The 20004-nt window shown below is 57.7% G+C and carries 17 protein-coding genes, 2 pseudogenes and 1 riboswitch; all 19 genes and pseudogenes read right to left on the reverse strand.

Going from position 1 to position 20004, the window contains the following annotated elements:
* Positions 1-117: 117 nt before the first annotated feature.
* Positions 118-1134, reverse strand: coding sequence for an HRDC domain-containing protein (locus tag MKY64_RS18105; protein ID WP_036722453.1), 1017 nt, complete (start codon positions 1132-1134; stop codon positions 118-120).
* A 168-nt stretch (positions 1135-1302) separates the two neighbouring features.
* A complete protein-coding gene (locus MKY64_RS18110; protein ID WP_051477785.1) occupies positions 1303-2184 on the reverse strand; it encodes an ROK family protein in 882 nt (293 codons plus the stop codon).
* Positions 2185-2608: 424 nt separating this feature from the next.
* Positions 2609-4129 (reverse strand): cobyrinate a,c-diamide synthase, encoded by a 1521-nt coding sequence (locus MKY64_RS18115; RefSeq protein WP_340958116.1) that lies wholly within the window; start codon positions 4127-4129, stop codon positions 2609-2611.
* A 70-nt stretch (positions 4130-4199) separates the two neighbouring features.
* Positions 4200-5339 carry a cobalt-precorrin 5A hydrolase gene (locus tag MKY64_RS18120; protein WP_340954835.1) on the reverse strand — a complete coding sequence of 380 codons (1140 nt, stop codon included), beginning with the start codon at positions 5337-5339 and terminating at the stop codon, positions 4200-4202.
* Positions 5332-6129 carry a precorrin-4 C(11)-methyltransferase gene (cobM, locus tag MKY64_RS18125; RefSeq protein WP_076079758.1) on the reverse strand — a complete coding sequence of 266 codons (798 nt, stop codon included), beginning with the start codon at positions 6127-6129 and terminating at the stop codon, positions 5332-5334. The genes MKY64_RS18120 and cobM overlap by 8 nt, the downstream gene beginning before the upstream one ends.
* A complete protein-coding gene (cobI, locus tag MKY64_RS18130; RefSeq protein ID WP_340954836.1) occupies positions 6126-7001 on the reverse strand; it encodes a precorrin-2 C(20)-methyltransferase in 876 nt (291 codons plus the stop codon). Before cobI ends, cobM begins: the two co-directional genes overlap by 4 nt.
* Before the next feature lie 31 nt (positions 7002-7032).
* On the reverse strand, positions 7033-8259 hold the full coding sequence (gene cbiE, locus MKY64_RS18135; RefSeq protein ID WP_340954838.1) for a precorrin-6y C5,15-methyltransferase (decarboxylating) subunit CbiE: 1227 nt from the start codon (positions 8257-8259) through the stop codon (positions 7033-7035).
* Entirely contained in the window at positions 8252-9436 is a 1185-nt protein-coding gene (locus MKY64_RS18140) for a cobalt-precorrin-5B (C(1))-methyltransferase (RefSeq protein WP_445671728.1), read from the reverse strand. Before MKY64_RS18140 ends, cbiE begins: the two co-directional genes overlap by 8 nt.
* A gap of 959 nt (positions 9437-10395) precedes the next feature.
* Positions 10396-11694 carry a group II intron reverse transcriptase/maturase gene (gene ltrA, locus MKY64_RS18145; RefSeq protein ID WP_340950427.1) on the reverse strand — a complete coding sequence of 433 codons (1299 nt, stop codon included), beginning with the start codon at positions 11692-11694 and terminating at the stop codon, positions 10396-10398.
* A 671-nt stretch (positions 11695-12365) separates the two neighbouring features.
* A pseudogene (locus tag MKY64_RS18150) lies at positions 12366-13031 on the reverse strand (precorrin-8X methylmutase).
* A 2-nt stretch (positions 13032-13033) separates the two neighbouring features.
* The gene (gene cobK / locus MKY64_RS18155; protein ID WP_340954841.1) at positions 13034-13828 is read right to left on the reverse strand and encodes a precorrin-6A reductase; all 795 of its coding nucleotides are present in this window, start codon (positions 13826-13828) and stop codon (positions 13034-13036) included.
* On the reverse strand, positions 13825-14940 hold the full coding sequence (locus MKY64_RS18160) for a sirohydrochlorin chelatase (RefSeq protein ID WP_340958117.1): 1116 nt from the start codon (positions 14938-14940) through the stop codon (positions 13825-13827). Before MKY64_RS18160 ends, cobK begins: the two co-directional genes overlap by 4 nt.
* Before the next feature lie 8 nt (positions 14941-14948).
* Positions 14949-15317, reverse strand: a complete 369-nt coding sequence (locus MKY64_RS18165) for a hypothetical protein (RefSeq protein WP_340954844.1) — start codon at positions 15315-15317, stop codon at positions 14949-14951.
* Complete coding sequence (cobJ, locus tag MKY64_RS18170) at positions 15293-16732, reverse strand: precorrin-3B C(17)-methyltransferase (protein ID WP_340954847.1); 1440 nt, start codon at positions 16730-16732, stop codon at positions 15293-15295. The genes MKY64_RS18165 and cobJ overlap by 25 nt, the downstream gene beginning before the upstream one ends.
* A gap of 14 nt (positions 16733-16746) precedes the next feature.
* Positions 16747-17607 carry an energy-coupling factor ABC transporter ATP-binding protein gene (locus MKY64_RS18175; RefSeq protein WP_340954848.1) on the reverse strand — a complete coding sequence of 287 codons (861 nt, stop codon included), beginning with the start codon at positions 17605-17607 and terminating at the stop codon, positions 16747-16749.
* A 12-nt stretch (positions 17608-17619) separates the two neighbouring features.
* A complete protein-coding gene (locus tag MKY64_RS18180; protein WP_340954850.1) occupies positions 17620-17928 on the reverse strand; it encodes a CbiQ family ECF transporter T component in 309 nt (102 codons plus the stop codon).
* The gene (locus tag MKY64_RS18185; RefSeq protein WP_340954853.1) at positions 17900-18409 is read right to left on the reverse strand and encodes a CbiQ family ECF transporter T component; all 510 of its coding nucleotides are present in this window, start codon (positions 18407-18409) and stop codon (positions 17900-17902) included. The genes MKY64_RS18180 and MKY64_RS18185 overlap by 29 nt, the downstream gene beginning before the upstream one ends.
* The gene (locus tag MKY64_RS18190; RefSeq protein ID WP_036722466.1) at positions 18406-18699 is read right to left on the reverse strand and encodes an energy-coupling factor ABC transporter substrate-binding protein; all 294 of its coding nucleotides are present in this window, start codon (positions 18697-18699) and stop codon (positions 18406-18408) included. Before MKY64_RS18190 ends, MKY64_RS18185 begins: the two co-directional genes overlap by 4 nt.
* Positions 18699-19464, reverse strand: a pseudogene (locus MKY64_RS18195) (energy-coupling factor ABC transporter permease). Before MKY64_RS18195 ends, MKY64_RS18190 begins: the two are co-directional and overlap by 1 nt.
* A gap of 285 nt (positions 19465-19749) precedes the next feature.
* A riboswitch (cobalamin riboswitch) is annotated at positions 19750-19944 on the reverse strand.
* Between the last annotated feature and the right edge of the window lie 60 nt (positions 19945-20004).

The raw sequence follows: 20004 nt of genomic DNA on the forward strand, positions 1-20004 counted from the left end.
CTCGGAGAGCCTTCGTCTTTTTGGTATGTCACCAGTATGTAATGCGTCTGCGCCGATCAGGAATTCCGGTCATCAGGACCGTAGATTGGGACTGATGCAGGCCATCAGACTCAATAATTATTGAGGGGTAACTATCCCTAACGCCGCCGGATGCTCCCGCCGGAAGCGGATGCGGATCAGCCGCAGGCGTTCGTAATACAGATCAAGTCCGTCAGCAGGTACGAAGTTGTCGCCGTAGGCTTTGTAGAGGACAGGCTTCAGGAAGTTGTCGCCGATCAGTTCATAGGCTGTCCAAATATTGTTCTGTTCTTCGGGACTCACCTCTCTCAGCTCCAGGGCAATAAGCTTCTCGGCCGAGTAGCCGTCCTTCTCCAGCTCCTCTACCACTTCAAGCACTTCACGGCGGGAAACTCCGCTAAGCACTCTGAGCTGCTCCATCCCCTGTCCCTCTTCAATCCCCTGTAATAGAACGCGCCGCAGTCTCAGCCGCTCCAGCTGCTTCTTGTACTTAAGCTCCTTCTGCTTATAGTGCCAGGATACGAAGCTCTCTTCGTCTATGGCATGATTCACCCAGCTTAGCGGAAAATCATGCTCACGCTCAGCCGCCGCGGTGATGCTAAGCCAGTCTGCACCATACTGTGAGACTTTGCCTTCACCCACACCCGGGAGCTGCAGCAGCTCCTCCTCCGTGCGGGGAAGAAATGCGCTGATCATGCGCAGCAGTCGGTTGCTGGCCAGGATATAAGGCGCCTTCCGCTCACTGGAGGCCTTCCCTCTGCGCCAGGAGCACAGCTCCTCGAAGATGGCTTCATTCCCGTATTGCTCACTGTAATACTGCAGCTTAAGCTGCTCCTGGCTGCGGCTGCTGAGGTTATCGTCATCATGAAATACCCCGTCAATCAGCGGGCGGTAGCCATCCCCCATCTTCACGGCAAGCTCGTGCCGGTAAACACACAGCATCTCATTCCATGATCCGCCTTCATACCACAGGCTGTCGCCCGTCTCCTCTTCGCCGGAGAAATCACGCCAGCCAAGACGCCACTGACCCTCTTCCTCTCCAATCCACAGCTGGGCAAAATTCTCTTCGTCCATTCCTGATCTTCTGCACAAACGGTTCATAAATACGATCTGCATATGAATCCCTTCTTTCGTCGTCTTACAGTACGCATGAGCGCTCTGAACGCAAAAAAAGCACCTCTCCCACGACATTCGTGAAAGAGGTGCTTCCTCTTAAATGCTATACTGTTAAAACCTAGAATACCATATATTACGTAACAGTCAATCTCTTTTTGACAAAATATCCTACTTGCGGTCTAAAGCCAGCTTGGCCAGACCCAGTGCTCCCGACAGACCGGCGTTATCTCCAAGCTGCGGAGGCACAATGTAGCTGCCAATCTCTTCATTGAGCGCTGGATGCTGCACATATCCGCCGAGCAGCTCCTGCAGCTTGGCATGGATCAGCGGGAAGAGCTGGCTCTGCTTCATCACACCGCCGCCCATTACGATCTTCTGCGGCGAGAGGATCAGCACATAGTTCATAAGAGCATGAGCCAGATAGTGGGCCTCCATCGCCCAGGCCGGATGATCCGCAGGCAGCTCGCCCGCGGGCTTACCCCAGCGCTTGCCGATGGCCGGACCCGCCGCCAGACCCTCCAGGCAATCGCCGTGATAAGGGCAGAAGCCTTCGTAGTGGTCCTCGGGATGACGACGGACCAGAATATGGCCCATCTCCGGGTGGGACAGACCGTGAACGAGCTTCCCGCCTACCACAGCACCGGCACCAATCCCGGTGCCCACCGTGATATAGAGACAACTGTCCAGCCCTTGCGCTGCTCCCCAGGTGTACTCGCCCAGCGCTGCGCCGTTTACATCTGTATCAAAGCCGATCGGAACCCGGAATTGCTCCTCCACGGCTCCAACCAGATTATATCCGCCCCAATGCGGCTTCGGTGTGGTTGTAATATATCCATAGGTGGGGCTGCCGATAACAGGGTCAATCGGTCCGAAGGAACCGATCCCGATAGCCTCCACTGATTTTCCGCTGAAATAATCCATTACCTGGCCCATAGTCTCCTGAGGAGTAGCCGTCGGAAAGCTCACCCGGTCGATAATCGTCCCGTCCTCATTCCCGATACCGCATACAAACTTCGTTCCCCCTGCTTCAATCGCTCCCAACAATTTCACTGCAGCGTTCCCCCTTCTCCTGATGCATCCATATGCTGTTGCTTCTGATAATTTCGATAGACTCCTGAGATACGATAAATACAATGATAGTTTCCTGCGCTGGAACTTGCCCGTTGACCAGCCCGTGCGCGATAATGAAGCGTTCTCTTGTCCTATTATACGTATCAAATATACGTATGACAAGCGGTTGACATACAGTATGAATAAGTGATTTGCTGATGAGGCTTAGGCCGCATTGAACGGGACGGGGGTAGTTGGATTTTCTACACTTGCTAATGAACGAATAGCCGATGCTAGAACAACAGTTGGAAAAACAACACTTAATGTTGCCCATTTTAGCCCAAGTAGCTAAAAGTAACATGAATTGATGTTGTTTTTCCACTTGTTGCCGGGCATCCCATGAAAATTAATAAATTAAAATACGTTATTCCACTTGTTGGTTGCGGGAGCCGGGAACATGCTGCTGCACAGCCTGTTTGCTGTCACGATAGGCCCGGCAGGCTGCTACAAGCCGGGCTGCTGCCGAAAGATGGGAGGCCAGATGGATATGCGCATAAGCAGCCATAATGCTGCCGCTGATGTAGCCTTCCGGCTGGCTGCCCCCTCTGCCCTTACTCTCGTAGGCATAGGTCCGGGCTGCCCCCTCAGGATAGCTCATGACGGAGTAATGAAATTCATGGCCGCGCAGACGCTCGCCCTGCTTCAGCAGCAGACAGTCGTGAAGTGCCGTAACTTCACGATACCCGAGTGCCGCCCGGCGTTCCTGCATCACGGTATGCGCCGGAATGATTCCGGCCATCTCATGCACCGTGCCGGTGCGGTCGGTCAGACTGCGGGCCAGCACCATATAGCCGCCGCACTCCGCATACATTGGCATTCCAGCGTCTGCGGCGGATCTCAGGCCGCTTAGGAAGAGTTGGTTCGCGGCAATCACCGCCGCGAATTCTTCCGGGAAGCCGCCGCCGAGATAGATGCCGTCCGCTTCCGGCGGAATGCCTTCACCGCTGAGCGGGCTGAAGTAAGCCAGCTTAGCACCCGCATGTGCAAGCAGCTCCAGATTATCGGCGTAGTAGAAATTGAACGCCGCATCCCGGGCTATGGCAATGAGCGGGCCAGGCCCCGCCGGGCCTGCCTGTGTCTTATGTATCTGAGCAGTGGGGTTACAAAGTTCAGCCGCATATGTAAGGGAGCGGACTTGCTGGTCCGGCGTCTGCTTGCAGGCAAGCAAGGCTTCTTGCTCCGGCGACACAGGCTGCCCCTGCACAGCAGGAGCGGCAGCCGCAAGCTCCAGCAGCCGTTCCAGATCCGTGCCTTGCTCCAGCATATCGGCGGCATGCTCGAACAAGGGCGCAAGCTCCCCTCGCTCCACAGCGGGCAGCAGGCCCAGATGCCGCTCCGGGATGTCCAGCCCGCTGTCGCGGGGGAGCCAGCCAATCACGGGAATCCCGCAGGCTGCTTCAATGGCAGCCTTAACTAACCGGTAGTGACCCTCGCTGCCGCAGCGGTTCACCAGAACGGCGGCAATCTGCACCTGCGGCTCCAGCTGCCGGAAGCCCAGCACTATCGCCGCCGCACTGCGCCCCATGCTGCGGACATCGACCACCAGCAGCACAGGGCTGGCGGTCAGGATGGCGATCTCCGCCGTGGATCCGGTCAGTGCTGTGTCTTCCTTGCCGTCATACAACCCCATCACGCCCTCAATGACGGACAGGTCAGCATCCGCCGAAGCCTGCAGGAAATACTCCTGCAGATAGTCGCTTGAAGTCATCCAGGAGTCCAGGTTGCGCGAGGGATGGCCTGTGACCGCAGTGTGATAGGCGGGATCGATATAGTCAGGGCCGCATTTGAAGCCCTGAACGTTCAGGCCCCGCCGGGCAAAAGCGCGCATCAGCCCCAGTGTGACCGTTGTTTTGCCCGAGCCGCTGCCTGTGCCTGCGATGACCAGGCGGGGATGCGCCTGCGGCTCACGGGGGGCTGATCCAAGCTTTTTTTCATATCCGGCTGCATTCCTCAGCTCATTCACCGCTCTTCCCCTCCTTCTCTCCGGGATAGACAATCCGGGCTACGGCGATGGTCACATTGCCGCTCTTGAGCTTAGGCTGCAGGAGCGAATGCGCACCTGAAGACAGCAGCGCAGCAGGTTCACAGACGCCGTAAGCCCCGGTTGCCCTGAATACCACCTCAGACGGATGGTCCAGCTCTACTGTATTGAGCTGCTCCGGGGTGTACAGAACCAGCTCCCAGCTGTATTTGGCGCACAAGGCCAAGAGTCCCGCTTCATCCCCCTTGAGCCCGGCTGTCGCCACATTCCGCACACTATGGAGCGACAAATTAAGCTCGTGCAGAGTGTGAAGAACCACCGCTTCCAGCTCATCCGCAGACGTCCCGCGGTTGCAGCCGAGTCCAAGCACCAGACTGCGCGGGCGATACACTACAATGTACTCGGCCAGAGTAGTATCTGCCGGTGCGTCCTCCTCTGGTTCCTCCGTCACCCGGTCGCTTACCACAATCGCTGCGCTGAAGCTGCGTCCGCTATGCCGAAGCTCAGCCCTGCTTGCGAACATAGAGACATGCTCCGGCACCTCAGCACCCGGCGGCAGCCAGTCACGTTCCCCGCTCTCCTGCACCCAGGCCACCGGCTCCCCGTTAACGAGCGCAGCACTAACCCCCTTCATGGGGGTGAAGCTGTCCGCGCGCCAGCCGTACTCCCGGCCCAGCAGGTCAACAGCGAAGGTGCCCTGCACATCCGAAGCCGTGGTGATCACCGGGTGGCTGCCCAGCAGCTCCGCAATCTCCAGTGTCAGCTTATTCGCTCCGCCGAGATGGCCGGAGAGCATGCTGATGACATGCTCCCCGCGCTCATCGATGACGATGACAGCAGGATCGGTTCTTTTATCCCCCAGCAGCGGAGCCGTCAGCCGGACAGCCGCCCCCAGTGAGAAGAACAGAATGACCGCCTCATAGCTCCCGAAGAGCCTAGGCAGCAACCCTCTGACCGGTCCGTCAAAAACAGTGATCTCCCCGCTCCGCGCCTCCAGCTCTCCGCTATACTTGGCATAGACAAAGACCTCAGTCCCGCCAAGCCGCCCTCCAAGCTTCACAGCCAGCTCTATCCCGCTGCGCGTAATCGCAACAGCCGCATACCGCTTACTCACCGGAGCCGATTCCTTCCCGGCAGCCGTGGGTGAAGGTCTTGTCGTACAGCTTGGAGCGGTGCTGATCGCGGTCCGTCAGCCCGGGGTCCAGCGCCCAGCCGGCCAGGATCATGGCATGCATGGTGATGCCAGCACCTTGCAGGTCCGCTTCCAGCTTCTCAACCGTGGTCCGCAGAATCTGCTGATCCGGCCAAGTGGCCCGCTTCACGACCGCCACCGGGGTCTCCGGGCTCCAGCCTGCGGCCAGGAATTCACTGCTCACATGACCGGCCAGTGATGCACTCAGAAACAGCGCCACCGTGCAGTGATGCTCCGCCAGCTTGCGCAGCTGCTCGCGCTCCGGCACGGGTGTGCGCCCTTCCGCACGGGTCAGAATGACCGTCTGCGTCAGCTCCGGCACGGTCAGCTCTGCGCCAACCGCCGCCGCAGAGGCAAAAACCGAGCTGACGCCCGGCACAATCTCGTAAGCGACGCCGCGTAGCTTCAGCAGCGACATCTGCTCCAGAATCGCGCCGTACATGGCGGGGTCTCCGGTGTGGACGCGGGCTACGCTTTTACCGGACTGCACGGCAAGCGTCATCAGCTCCACCTGCTGCTCCAGATCCATGCCCGAGCTCTGAAGCACCTGCGCACCGGGCTTAGCGCTGCGGATCAGCTCCTCGCTGACCAGCGAATCCGCATACAGCACCAGATCAGCGGAGCGCAAGATTCGGCTGCCTTTTACAGTGATCAGCTCCGGGTCGCCCGGTCCGGCACCTACAATGTATACCTTCGACGCAAGCTCAGTCATTTGCTCACCACCATCAGACTCAGGTACTCCACTTCCTTGCCCCGCAGGTCCCGTGCATCGCGCCAGACAGTCTCATAAGGGGAGGTGACCTTGGTTACCACCGAGGCGCGGCCGGACAAGCCCAGCTCATCCAGCACATCCAGCACCATATCCAGCACCTTGGCCACCTTAAGGAACACCACCGTATCATGATGCAGCAGCGCTTCCCGAAGCGCCTCCCTGTCGTCCGTAGCCGGGATGATCCCCACCCGCTGATTGCCGTCTGCCAGGGGCTGCTCCAGCGCAGCCGCCGCGCCCAGCACCGAGGATATTCCCGGAACCGAGACGACCGGCACACCGGGGTGCAGCTCCTGCATCAGCCGGGCCAGATGAATGAAGGTACTATAGAGATTAGGATCGCCTTCCGTGACAAAAGCCACATCCCGCCCCTGTCTCAGCTCTCCCCAGCACAGCTCTACCGTGCGGGTCCAGCCGCCGGCCAGCAGCTCCGGGTCCTTCGTCATCGGAAAGACCAGTCCGAGCATGATTTTGTCCTGCGGGTCTACATGCAGCTCAATGATTTCATAGGCGTAGGATTTGCCACCCTTCTTGGTTGCCGGGTAGGCAATCACCGGACATTCCCGCAGCAGACGGCAAGCCTTAAGCGTAATCAGCTCCGGGTCGCCGGGGCCCACGCCTATGCCGTATAACGTTCCGAGCGCCCGGGGAGTCAGTCTTTCCTCCAGCTCCAGCTCTTCTGCATCCAGCGGGTCAAATAACGCACTGGCCGCCTGTATCGCTGCTTCTGTCCACAGCGTCCCTGCAGCTTCTCCTGACGATATTTCCTGTCCCTCCGCAGCCTGCTCACGCGGCTCAGTTACATCGGTCTTCATTGCGGGTTCCTCCTTCGTTATTGTCTGATGATTAATGAAGCCTCCGGCCGCTGACCACATAGACGGGATTCATTCCGTCGAACCGGGTCATGCCGAGAATCGGCTTGCCGCGCGACGCCTGAAGCATCGTCACCTCGCAGGCCAGCCCTGCGGCCTTAAGCGCCTCCATGCTGCCATGCAGGGTCTCCACCGTAATCGCCCCAACCACAATCCGTCCGCCGGGCTGAAGCCTCGCAGCGCTATGTTCAATAATGGCCGCCAGCTCACCGCCGCTCCCGCCGATGAAGACGGCATCCGGGTCAGGTAGAGCCGCTAAGCCCTGCGGCGCCTTCGCCTGAATGATTTCGAAATCCGCCCGGAACTTCAGACGGTTCGCTGCCATATTCGGCAGGTTCTCCGCACTTTTCTCCAGAGCGTAGACCCTCCCGAGTCTGGCGATCCGCGCACATTCCGCAGCCACCGCACCCGAGCCGGAGCCGATATCCCACACGACTGCATCCTCGGACAGGTTCAGCTCCGACAGCACAAGAGCGCGGACCTCGCGCTTCGTAATCAGGCCTTTCTCCGGCTTACGCTGCCGGAACTCCCCGTCGGGATAAGCGAATCCGCGCCGCACGGGAGCGGAAACCTCCTGCTTACGGCGCAGGATCACGACATTAAGCGCCGCGAACTCCCTGGTCTCCATTTCTTCCAGCGTCCAGAACCGGCAGATCTCCTCTGCGCCGCCAAGCCGCTCGCAGACAAACGCCTCATATTCCACCATCCCGAACTCCTGCAGATAAGCGGCAATGACCGCAGGGGTGTTGTTCTCGTCTGTCAGCAGGGCGATTTTGTGCCTGCCGTCGATACGCTGGGCCAGTCCCTGAATGGGACGCCCGTGCAGACTGATCAGCTCGGCATCCTGCCAGCTGTCCCCGAGCCGCGCGAACGCAAGCTGCACGCTGCTATAATGAGGGATCACCTCCACATGCTCCGGCCCGAACCTGCGGACAAGATACCCGGCAATCCCAAAAAAGAACGGGTCCCCCGAGGCCAGCACCACCGTCCGCCGCTCACGCCACACCTCCTCCAGCTTGTCTGTAAAAGGCTTCAGCCCGCCTTGCAGAACGATTTTCTCCCCTCTGTATCTGCCGAAAAAATTCAATTGCCGCTCGCCGCCCAGCAGCACCTCGCTGTTGTTCACTATGCTTAAGCTATCCGGGGTCAGGCCGCCGGCACCATCCTCACCGATCCCGATCACATAAATCAGGTTATCCATGAATCTCCGCCCTTCCCAGCACCCTGCCCTTCATTGTAATAAGCACCATTTCCACAATCATGCCTCCGTTCATATGCGCCAGACTCTGTTCACAGGCATGCCTGCACAGCTGCTCGAAAAAAGTGTGATTCCCCGCCTCAGTCATCATATCCACGACCTGTGAGGCTGTGTTGGCGGCAGCAATCTCCTGCACCTGCTCAGGGGACGCTCCCGCACCCGCCGCAACGGCTGCCAGAAATCCGAAATCGACGGGCGCGTTCTTGGAGTGAATCAGCATGGCCCCCTGAGCCACCTTGGAGAATTTGCCGGCCATCCCGACGAAGGTAACCTTGCGAATTCCGTATGCCTTGGCATGCTCCAGCGAGAAGCCCACATATTCACCCATCTGTATAAAAGCTTCCTCCGGAAGCTCTGCGAACATTGCGATGGCGTATTTCTCGCTGCTGCCGCCTGTGGTGAGCACAACCTGCCGGTTCCCCGCCGCAGCCGCCACCGAGATGGCCTGAACCACACTCGCCTTATAGGCTTCGGTGGAGAATGGGGTCACCACGCCCCGTGTGCCCAGGATCGAAATGCCGCCCAGAATACCCAGCCGGGGATTCAGCGTCTTCATGGCGATGCTCTCGCCCTCCGGCACGCTGATGACTACCCTCAGGCCCCGCACTGCACCGTGCTCCTCCAGTACGGCGGATACCGCCTCCTGAATCATCCGCCGGGGCACCGGATTAATCGCCGCCTCTCCCACGCCCACCGGCAGCCCCGGCTTCGTCACCCGGCCAACACCGCGGCCCCCGTCAATCTCCACGCCCGGCTGATCCCGCCAGCTCACCGCCGCCTCGATCCACGCCAGATGCGTCGCATCCGGATCGTCTCCGGCATCCTTCACTGTGGCACAGCTTGCCGTGTGCGACCCTGCGCGCTGCCAGCCAGTCAGCTCAAAGGTATGACGGAACCCGGCCGGCAGATCAATCTCTACCACAGGCAGGCTCTCCCCTGTAATGAGCAGGGTGGCCGCACCTGCGGCTGCCGCTGCGGCACAGGCCCCTGTCGTGTAGCCCCTGCGCAGCGGGGGAGCAGGGGGCGCTTCTTCGGAATCGTGATCAGGCGATCCGGTATCGGGCGATTGTGCGAACTCAGGCCCAGCAGACTGTTGTACACGATCGCCCTCCTGCTCGATCTCGGGGCCGTCTGCTTGCTCCACCTGCTGGGCTGCCTGATCAAACTCGGGGCAGCTGGCTTGCTCCGGTTGCTCAGTTGCCTGATCGAATCCGGGCAATCCGGGTTCGATAGCCTGCTGTACCTGCCCAGCCATCTGCTCGATCTCGGAGCCGGCTGCGTGCTCCACCTGCTGGGCTGCCTGATCGAACTCGGGGCGGCTGGCTTGCTCTATTCGCTCAGCTGCATGATCGAATCCGAGTACATACGCTTGCCCTACCTGCTCTACCTGCTCCGCCCCTGCCTCACCGCTTTCTTGGCTCCGGTTCTGCCTGACGGCGTGACCGGGTATTTCCTTGGTCATGGCAATCCCTCTTTGCTGTTGGTCTAAGAATAAATCCTCAGAATCTGAACAATCTGCACATCGCTGAAGCTTATCCTCTGAGCGTTCGCCCTGGGCAGGTAACCTGTCTTACTCTCTATATAACCTGATTATACTGCTGCTTCTAAGCAAATCAGGAGATTTTTATACAAATTCTGGCTCCATTGCACTTTGTACATTAGTTGAACCCCATATCCGCCAAAAAAGTGAGTCTGCTGCATTTTGTACATTAGAATTTGGCGGGGGAGGTGTTTTGGAGCCTTTATCCAGAAATCAAGTGTATGAACTACAGTAGAACCAGATTTCAACTATAAAATCACGAATTCTGTTGTACAGAATACTATTAGAACTAAAGAAGTACATAATTTGAGATAGTTGTATTCTGTACATTTAAAACCCGCAAAAAGGGAGGATTTCCTCATCTAACTGTAATCTGTACAACTATATCTGCCCAAATCAAGGAGAACACCGATTATAGAAAAGTTTAATTGGTCGAGTAGGCGGGGCCTTTCCTTCGTGGATTGTGCCCCTACCCCTCACAGATCCGTACGTGCGCAATTTACGCATACGGCTCTTCACCCCATCGTTCACAATTGGCCTTAATCGTAGATATTGACGTAGATCCGCGGCTTAGGTAGCCTGAATTCGTTTAGCACTTCGTAGAACCTCTCCCAGGTGAAACTCCTGCGCTGACTTCTGCGGTTTAGCCATGTATAGATCAAGTCGAGCGTTTGCATGTAATAGGTTTTTATTTTCTCCGAGTTATCCGTGATTCCATAGTATCGGTAGTGTCCCGACAGTTTGGACCGGATGACGCCTAGGAAATCCTCCTGCTTCATGTGGCGATTCCACCTGACCCAGCTCTTCATGGCTCTGACCTTCTGTCTGAATTTCTTCCCACTCGTTTTACGCTTTACCCGGAAGGTTCCTTTTCGGCTCTTGGCGCAGTAGTGCGTGAAGCCTAGGAAATCGAATGTTTTCGGTTTCCCTTCGCCCTTCCTCCGTGATTCTGCTTCCGCAAAACGACCGAACGCGATGATTTTCGTCTTCTCTTCCGCAATGCTTAACCCGAATTTCTCCAGCCGGAGCACAAGTGCGGTATAGAAGCGTTCTGCATCTTCTTTGTACTGGAAGCAGCATACAAAATCATCGGCGAAGCGCACCATTTCGGCTTGCCCCCCGCACTGCTTCCTCACCGTCACGGTAAACCATAGGTCAAGGACATAGTGCAGGTAGACGTTGGCTAGCAGGGGCGACACCACCGAACCTTGGGGAGTTCCTTCCTCCGTCGGTTCAAAGTGTCCATCCTCCTGAATACCTGCTTTCAGCATCCGTCTCACCAGCCGGTGGATGTTTGGATCTCCGATTCGCAGTTCGAGGAATTTCATCAGCCATTCGTGATTTACATGGTTGAAGAAGCCGGAGATGTCTGCATCGACGACATAGCTGGTTTTTCCCTGCTCGATGACCCGGTTTAGATGTTTCAGCGCACTGTGCATGTTTCGGTTCGGGCGAAATCCATACGAGAAATCCATGAAGTCTTGTTCATAAATGGCTTCCAGTACTCTTTTCAGCGCATGTTGCACCAGTTTGTCTTCATACGCAGGAATTCCTAGGGGCCGCATGTTTTTCCCGTCCTTTGGGATGTACACTCTTCTCGCGGGCTGAGGTCTGTAGCTTCTTCGCTTTAACCGGTCCACCAGGTGTGTTACATTCGCTTCCACGTTGGCTTCGTACGTCTCTTTGGTCGATCCATCGACTCCGGTTGCCTTTCCCGGTTTCATCTCTTTGTGACTTCTCTTTAATGCTTCTGTGTCAATGAGATGTCCGATGGAGTTGAACCGTAACTTCGGATCTGCTTTGGCCATTTCTGCTATTCTTGTTAATTTCGTTTCCATTTTTTTCCCACCTCTGTGTGTGGCCAATGTGTCCTTACCAAGATTGATGGGGTGTCGCCTGCCTTTCCTCCGCCCCCATTACAGGGGTTTCACAGGTCTTATGCGGCAATCCGACTCCCTGAACGCCGTTTGACATTCTTACGTGTTACGGCTTGTTTGCCATACTCCTGCAAAGGTTCCTAAATAGTACTTCTCTCGCAGAAGAGCGTCAGGGTCTCCCGAGTTGCTGAGTAACCATGGGTATACATGCCTGGCTCTTCGACCCCGGGGAAGCTCCTCCATCCTCGCCTTTTTTTTTTTTTTTTTTTTTCGGCTGGAGTCATGTTGTCTTCCGGGAAAGTGAGCCCGTCGACCTTCCCGTTTGCTGCATTTCGAGGCTCCATCACTTTCAGGCCTGCATCCTAACTGTCTACGCTTAAACGGCAGGGTTACCCTTGCCGCTCCAAGACTCGCTATTGGTGGCGTGGCTTTCGCCTTTCCAAGCAGGGGTTCCACCTGCTAAGTTACTCAACCTAGGCTCGGTCGCTCCACGTTTTACAGCTAAATGGCTATTCACTCGTACATCAGAGCATTTAGTTGTACAGAGTGCGATTAAGCATACCACTTGCACCTTAAGCGGGATATGACAACTCACCAGCCCTACGCTTCAGCGATCTGATTCTCTGATCAAGCTAACCCAGCTCGCCCGCCGCCCGGCGGACGGCCAGCAGACTTAGTGCGTTCACTGCGGCGACCACGATCGTACTGCCGCCTTTGCGGCCGATATTGGTGATGTAGGGAATATCCAGCTTGCGCAGGCTCATCCTTGGATTCCGCCGCAGAGACGAAGCCAACGGGCATGCCGATGACAAGTCCGGGCTGGGCGGCGCCTGCTTTTACCAGACGGATCAGCTCCAGCAGGGCAGTCGGCGCGTTGCCGATGACATAGATTCCCCCGGTGCCTGTGCGCAGGCCTTGCGCGTTGCGATAATCGCCCTTGTGGTTCCCAGCGCCTTCGCCTCGTCCACCACATCAGGATCTGAAATATGTACCCAGACCTCGCCGCCGTACCGCTGAATCCGCTCCTTGGCAATGCCCGCCTCCACCATCCGCACATCCGCTATAATCGGCTTGCCCTGCAGAATGGCGTGAATCCCCGCCTCAATCGCCCCGGGATGGAACACCAGGCTGCGCCCCAGCTCAAAATCAGCCGAAGCATGAATAATCCGCTGTACAATCGGGTACTCCAATGCACTAAACGAATGTTCACCCAGCTCCTCCGTAATCATCTGAAAGCTTAGACCCTCTATCTCCTGCGGCTGTACGGTCACCGGCTTGAACTCTGTCCCGAAATCCACATTCATCCCTCTTCCCTCGTCATTAGCAGCGCATTCTTCACAGCAGCCGTAATCTCGTCAAAAGAATCAAACACCGTTCCGCCATCCCCGAAGGACAGCCCCGGCCGCATAATCAAAATCACATATAACCCCATATCCAGCGCGGCATGCAGCTTCTCATCCACCGAGCCTTCGGCCCCGCTCTCCTTGGTAATCATCACCCGGGTGCCGTACTGCCGGTATAAGGCCTCATTCATCTCTCTGCTAAAAGGGCCCTGAAGCGCAATAATATTCCGCTGCTCTATCCCAAGGGCCAGACACTTCTCCAGATTCTCCAGACAAGGCAGCAGCCTTACGGTCAGCCGGATGTCCGGATCTCCCAGCAGCTCCTCCGCAAAAATCTCCAGCGTTTTGCCGCCGGTAGTCAGCATCACAGAGCCCTTCAGCTCCTTAGCCTTGCGCGCAGCCTCTTCATAGGAATGCACTAGCAACAGCCGGGGATGGCTGTTATAGATAAGGCTCTGCCGCTCGTAGCGGAAGTAAGGCAACCCCAGCGCAGCAGCAGATTCCATTGCATTAGCATGGGCCTCCAGCGCAAAAGGATGGCTGCCGTCCACCACGGCTCGGTACCCGCCCGCCTGCAGCAAAGCGATCATCGCCGCGCGGTCCAGTCTGCCGACGCGGGTGCGGATGCCTGCGGCCATAAGGCGTTCTGCCCCGCTGGGCGTCACCACGCTGGCCTGCAGCGGCAGGCCTTGGCGCTGCAGGCTCTGTGCCAGCTCCCGGGCGTCGCTGGTGCCGCATAACATGAAGATCATCGAGGTTGGCGAAGCGCCCGGTTGTCTGCCGGAGCCGCCGCCTCCGTTACATCATGCTGCCCATTCCGCCCATCCTGTCCATGACAGTGATGCCCGTGCCTATGTTCCTCATGCCCGTGATGCGTACATTCATGTTGCCCATGCTCGTGCGTGTGCCCTTGATTCCCATGCCCGTGATGCGCACATTCGTGATGCCCATGTTTCTCATGGCAGTGATGTACGTGTCCGTGCTCTTCATCTCCATGCTCATGGCGCCCGTGTCCATGTCCCTCATGACTGTGATGCCCATGCCCGTGATGTCCATGCCCATGCTCCCCGTGCTCCTCCTCACCATGATGGTGATGGTGATGATGCAAAGAGGCTGCATCGCGGTATTTGCAGTTATCGCAGTTGCTGAAGGCACGCCCTTCCAGCGTCTCCTCGATCCGCTCTGTCAGCATATCCACCAGCAGCGGATGTGCGCCCAGTGTGCCGCCGATCTCCACTTCAAGCCCGGGATGCTCCGCTGCGAATTGCGCCACTCTCTCTGCGAACTGCTGCATTAGCACTCCGGTGAACAGCAGGTACGGGAGAACGATAATTCTGCGCGCACCCAGCGCCAGGCAGCGCTCAAGCCCATCCGGCAGCGAAGGCTTGGCGATGGCAATGAAGCAGCTTTCCACGCTGCGGTAGCCTGTTCTCTCCCAGAGCAGCCGGCTTATTTTATACAGATCGCTGTTAGCATCCGGGTCACTGCCTCCGCGTCCCATCAGCAGTACGATGGTGTCCTTATCCTCAATCGTGGATGCACCGTTCCCGCGCAGGTCCAGGTCCATTCCGCCAGCCGCCTTCACCTGCAGGAGTGGAAGTCGTTCTGCTTCCTGAATCCGCTCCAGCAGAATATCGACGGCACGGTCCTGCACCCCCAGCGGACGTCCGTAGATGAACTTCACCCCGGGATATCTCTGCTTGGCTTCATCAATGGCCATTGGAATATCAAGCTTGGAATGCCCCGCCGCGAACAAAATAATCGGCACTACGTATATCTCCGCCGCACCGCCCTCAATGCATCTGGCAATTCCGCCAGCGATGGAAGGCGAGGCCAGCTCTATGAAGCAAGTCTCAACCTTCAGGCTCCGGCTTACGGGCTGCGATCAGGCGGGTGAATTCCAGCAGGCTCCTCATTTCCCGCTTGAACCCGGCTCCCGTGTCCCACCAGTAATACCGTTCTCATCGTCTGCACTCCTTCTTTGCTGTTATCGTTATCGGATGTATGGGCTGCACTCCCTGTTGCGCTGTCCATCCGTTCCCGGAACGCATGATACCGCTCCTGCTCCCGGCCATGAGTCCTATATTCATCAACTGCGGCAGCTACAGCGGCTACCGCTTGCTCTTCGTCCATCCCTTCACGCACCAAAATCCCTGCATGGGCGCCCCGCCCGGACTTCTTGCCGCCGAGATACAACTCATAGCTGCCGCGCGACATTACCAGTCCGATATCATCCAGCACAGCGGAGCCTGCAAGCCATCCCGCAGCCGGCTACACTGATGTGCAGCTCTCTGGGCACAGCCATTCCATGCAGCAGGGTGTGGAGCCGGACAGCAGCACTTAACGCCCCGCTTCTGCGCAGGCTCACAGAATCCGCAGGTCTTCACCTTCACGTAATCTCCAGGCGTACTTACATTCAGTCCGGCCTCCAGCAGCCTTGCCCCTGACTCTGCTCCTTCACTCCGGCTGCCGCGCAGCAGGAAATACCCGTCCTTCGTATAGACCAATTGCCCATCGCTGCCTGCAAGCTCAGCCAGCAGCTTCATCTGATCACCGTTGAAGCTGCGGCTGCCGGTTGCGGGAGCAATCTCCAGCTCGAAGGAAGAATCGGTGGATGCCTTCAGGCGACCGGACAAGCTCCGCAGCCGCTCCACCTGCGGAGCAGCAGCCAGGCTCTGCGCAGCAGCCTCTTCCATTCTCACTGATTCCGCTTCTCTTCCTGATACAGCAGCTTCCCTTCCTGCAACAGCGGCTTCTCTCCCCGCATCCACAGCTTGTGCCGCTCCGGCTCCAGCTGCCCCCTCTGCCTGCCCAGACTCCGCCGCAGCCAGCGACCACGGCTCTGCTGCCGTGCGCAGCCGCTCGTGCGGCTTCAGCGTCTGCGCCTGTGATCCGAGATTGTACTTGCGCTCATATCCGCGCGGCGTAATCATCAGGTCCTCATAGACAACGGTAGCAGAGTTGCCGACCACCACGGTTGAGAGCATGCCGATCTCATGCTCCAGCATCTCCTGCAGCGTCGTTACGACCGTCTGTTGGCGGTCACGGTAGGCGCTTTTGACAATGCCTACCGGTGTAGCCGGATCACGATAACGCAGCAGAATAGTGCGCGCTTCTTCAATCTGGCGCGTTCGTCTGCCGCTGCGCGGATTATAGAACGCAATGACGAAATCTGCCGCCCCCGCTGCTTCCACACGCGCAGCAATGCTCTCCCAGGGCGTAAGATGATCGCTTAGGCTGATCGTGCAGGAATCATGCATAATCGGCGCTCCAAGCAGCGAGGAACAAGACTGGATCGCCGATATTCCCGGGATCACCTCCACCTGTACCCCCTCTGAGCGGCTCCAGCCGCGTTCGATCAGTACCTCATAGACCAGCCCGGCCATTCCGTAGACACCGGCATCTCCGCTGGAGATTACCGCAATGCTCTGCCCTTCTTCTGCTCTGCGGACGGCCTCCTGGGCCCGGCTGACTTCTTCAGTCATCCCCGTGCCGACAATCTCCTGGTGCCGCAGCAGCGGCCTGATCAGATCTACATAAGTGGTATAGCCGATGACCGCCTCGCTCTCATCCAGCGCAGCCAGTGCGCGGCCGGTAATATGCTCCAGCGCTCCGGGGCCGAAGCCGATAATCAGCAGCTTTCCTTGTCTCTTCATTCTTCTTCCCCCGTTCATGAATAGCTGTGGTTAAGCGCAAGCAGCTTATGCAGCTTCACCTTGAATTCCCCGGCGGTGCGGGGAGCGCTCTGCCCTGCGGTCAAGCTGGCAGGCAGGCTGAACCATAAGTCAGCCAGCAGCGGCAGTCCCAGCCCGATGGACAATAGCTCTTCCCGTCCCGCAAAAATCTCCTCCGGCGTCCCCGCCGCCCGGCATCTTCCATGCTCCAGCACAATAATCCAGTCCGCCCAGCGGTAGGCCAGGTCCATATCATGCGTAGCCATAACTACGGTTGTCCCTTTATCATGTATGGCTTCAAGCCCCTTCAGCATCTGCGTTTCCGATAACGGGTCCAGATACGAGGTCGGCTCATCCAATAGAATCAGCTCCGGCTCCATAGCCAGTACACCGGCGAGTGCCGTGCGTTTCTTCTGGCCCAGACTAAGCTGGTGAATCGGTTTATCGCCCAGACCGGTTAGATTCAGCAGCTCCATGACCTCCCGGCAGCGCGCAGCGATAGCCGGTTCAGCCATGCCGCTGCCGCGCAGCCCGAACGACACATCCTCCAGCGGAGTGCTGAGGATCAGCTGCTGCTCGGGGTCCTGGAAGACCAGGCCCACTTTCCGCCGCAGAGCGGCCAGCTCTTTTTTGGAGTAGGATAACGCCTTCCCTCCTTGCACAACCGTCCCCTGCTGCGGGCGCAGAATGCCGACGGCATGCAGGAACAGCGTGGATTTGCCCGAACCGTTATGACCGAGCACCGCCGTCTTGCTGCCTGCGGGGATGGAGAACGTCAGGCCATGCAGTGCAGGCTCCTTCGTATCCGGGTAATGGAACACCACTCCGTCACAAGCCAAGCTAGATTCCTGATCCATGGGTGACTCCTTTCATGTGTTAGTGATAAAGTACGCCTCAGCCAGCAGCAGTAGCGCAATCCCGGCATAAGCCTGGATTGTATAGCGCCGCGGCACAGGATGCGCCGTATAAGGCGGGAGAATAATCTCATCTGTGAATCCGCGGGCCAGCAGCCCCTGCGATAATCCGTAATACCGGTGCATCGTGTTGCCGAACAGCGCTCCTGCCATAGCCGCAGTCTCCCGCATTCTGGCCTTGTAGCCCCGACGGCCTCCGCGCAGCCGGCGGGCCAGCAGCAGACCATGCGCTGCATCACTCAGCAGGAATAAGAAGCGGTACATAATCAGCATCAGGCTCCAGGACAATCTGCGGCATCCGCAGCCTGCGCAGCACCTGCAAAAGCTCACTGAACGGAGTCGTGAACATCAGGAAGAAGAAACAGCTCATGCAGGCAGAGATTCTGGCCAGCAGCTCCCCTGCCCGCTGAAGCCCGGCCGCTGTAACATATACCGGCAGGTTCAGTCCCGGAAGCGGGAATATTCCTGCCTCTCCCGCTGCCGGATGCCCGAATTCCACGAGCAGCGCCGGTACGCTAAGGGCATAGAACAGCAGCGCTGTGCCGAACAGCATGCCATAAGCACGGAAGGGAATACGGGCCTGCACTACACACCAGGACATCATCCATAGGGTGATTGCAGCCTGTAGTACCGGATGTACGGTGTAAGATAGCAGGAACATCAGGGCTGCGAACGAGCTTTTCCACATCGGGGACAACTGGCGCAGAGCATTATTGTAGGAGAGAACGTCAATCCGCCGGATCACTTGCTGCTATGCTGCTTCGTCCCGCCTTGCTTGCCCTTGAGCAGCCCCAGGGTATAACCGATCACACCGGCACCAATCGCGGCCTGCAATGCAAACAGCATACTCTCCGTCTCACCCGGCAGCTCGGTCAGCGGCTTGAACCACGGCTTATAGTCAGGATTCATTTCGGTAATCACACCTTCAGCCGCATCATCGGCCCCACCGAATTCCCCATTGACCAGCAGCAGCGGCAGAATGACCAGCAGAATAACAACCAGCAGCATCAATCCATTTTTCCATTTATTGCTCATTAGGCTCTTCCTCCGTTCACCTTGCGTTTCAGCAGCGACAATTCATTCGGGCTATACGATTTCAGCCAGTTCCACAGCAGCACCGTCAACAGCCCTTCACTGATGGCCAGCGGGATTTGCGTCACGGCAAAGATGCCCCCGAATTTGAGAAAAGATGCCAGAACGCCGCCTTCCGCCGCCGGAAAAGCCACCGCCAGTTGGAAGGAAGTCACTACGTACGTACTCAGATCAGCCACCGCAGCCGCACAGAACAAGGCCAGCTTCTCGCGGTCCGGCATTTTCATCATCAGTTTATACACTGCATATCCGGCAAAAGGACCCGCCACCGCCATCGAGAACGCATTGGCTCCAAGCGTAGTGATACCGCCGTGCGCCAGCAGCAGCGCCTGAAACAGCAGGACAATCGAGCCGATTACGCTCATGGGCAGCGGCCCCAGCATTACCGCACCTAGTCCGGTACCGGTGGGGTGGGAGCTGCTTCCGGTCACGGAAGGCATTTTGAGCGCAGACAGTACGAAGGTAAACGCCCCGGCCAGACCCAGCAGCAGCTTCAGGCTCCGGATTCTCCCGGGTCATGGCTCTCAGCTTGAAGATTCCAAGGACAAAGAACGGGATAAACGCCGCCCACCAGAACACCGCCCAGCCAACCGGCAGGAATCCTTCCATAATGTGCATCGCCCGGGCCGTCCCCGGTTCGTTCAGCATAAAGTACACCATAAATCCGGCAACCAGTGCCGCAAAGCTCCACCATCTGTGCTTTTTCATTTGTCACCCTCCATGTTTGTTGATTTCCCATTACAGATCATAAAGCCCAAAAAACCCACCCTATAGGGTGGGAGTGTATGTACGCAGGCAAGTTCGATAGAGCGCGCAACCCGTGGCGAAGCGGAACAAGGTGCTTTTCACCGTCCCATCACTATGGGCCGTATCCTTGTATCCAGCAGCTATAACCGGGGATCATCTTGAAGCACCAAGCTTTCTCCGGTCCATCAGGGCAGAACGCCTCTTCTCATTAACCTATCCGTACACCGCTCCTATCCGCGTAGAGTCGTGGTGTGCGTAGACAAGGTAGGTCTCCTGGCTTGGAATACAGGCGCTGCAGACTTCGTCTTCCCCGGGGGCTTCCCGAGTGACCTCATGAAGTGCAGCTCTTCCATACAGTGGCGGGACCGCTCGGGAGTTGCACCCGATTCCCTGTTATCCCTTGCCGCTTCCGGCAAGAGCACCTTGTTTCATTGCTAATTCATCTCACATCATAGCGGACAGAGATTGGCCTGTCTGTGATATAAATTGGAAAAGCTCGCC

This window comes from Paenibacillus sp. FSL R7-0210 (assembly GCF_038009085.1).
GTDB classification, from domain to species: Bacteria; Bacillota; Bacilli; order Paenibacillales; family Paenibacillaceae; genus Paenibacillus_AQ; species Paenibacillus_AQ silagei.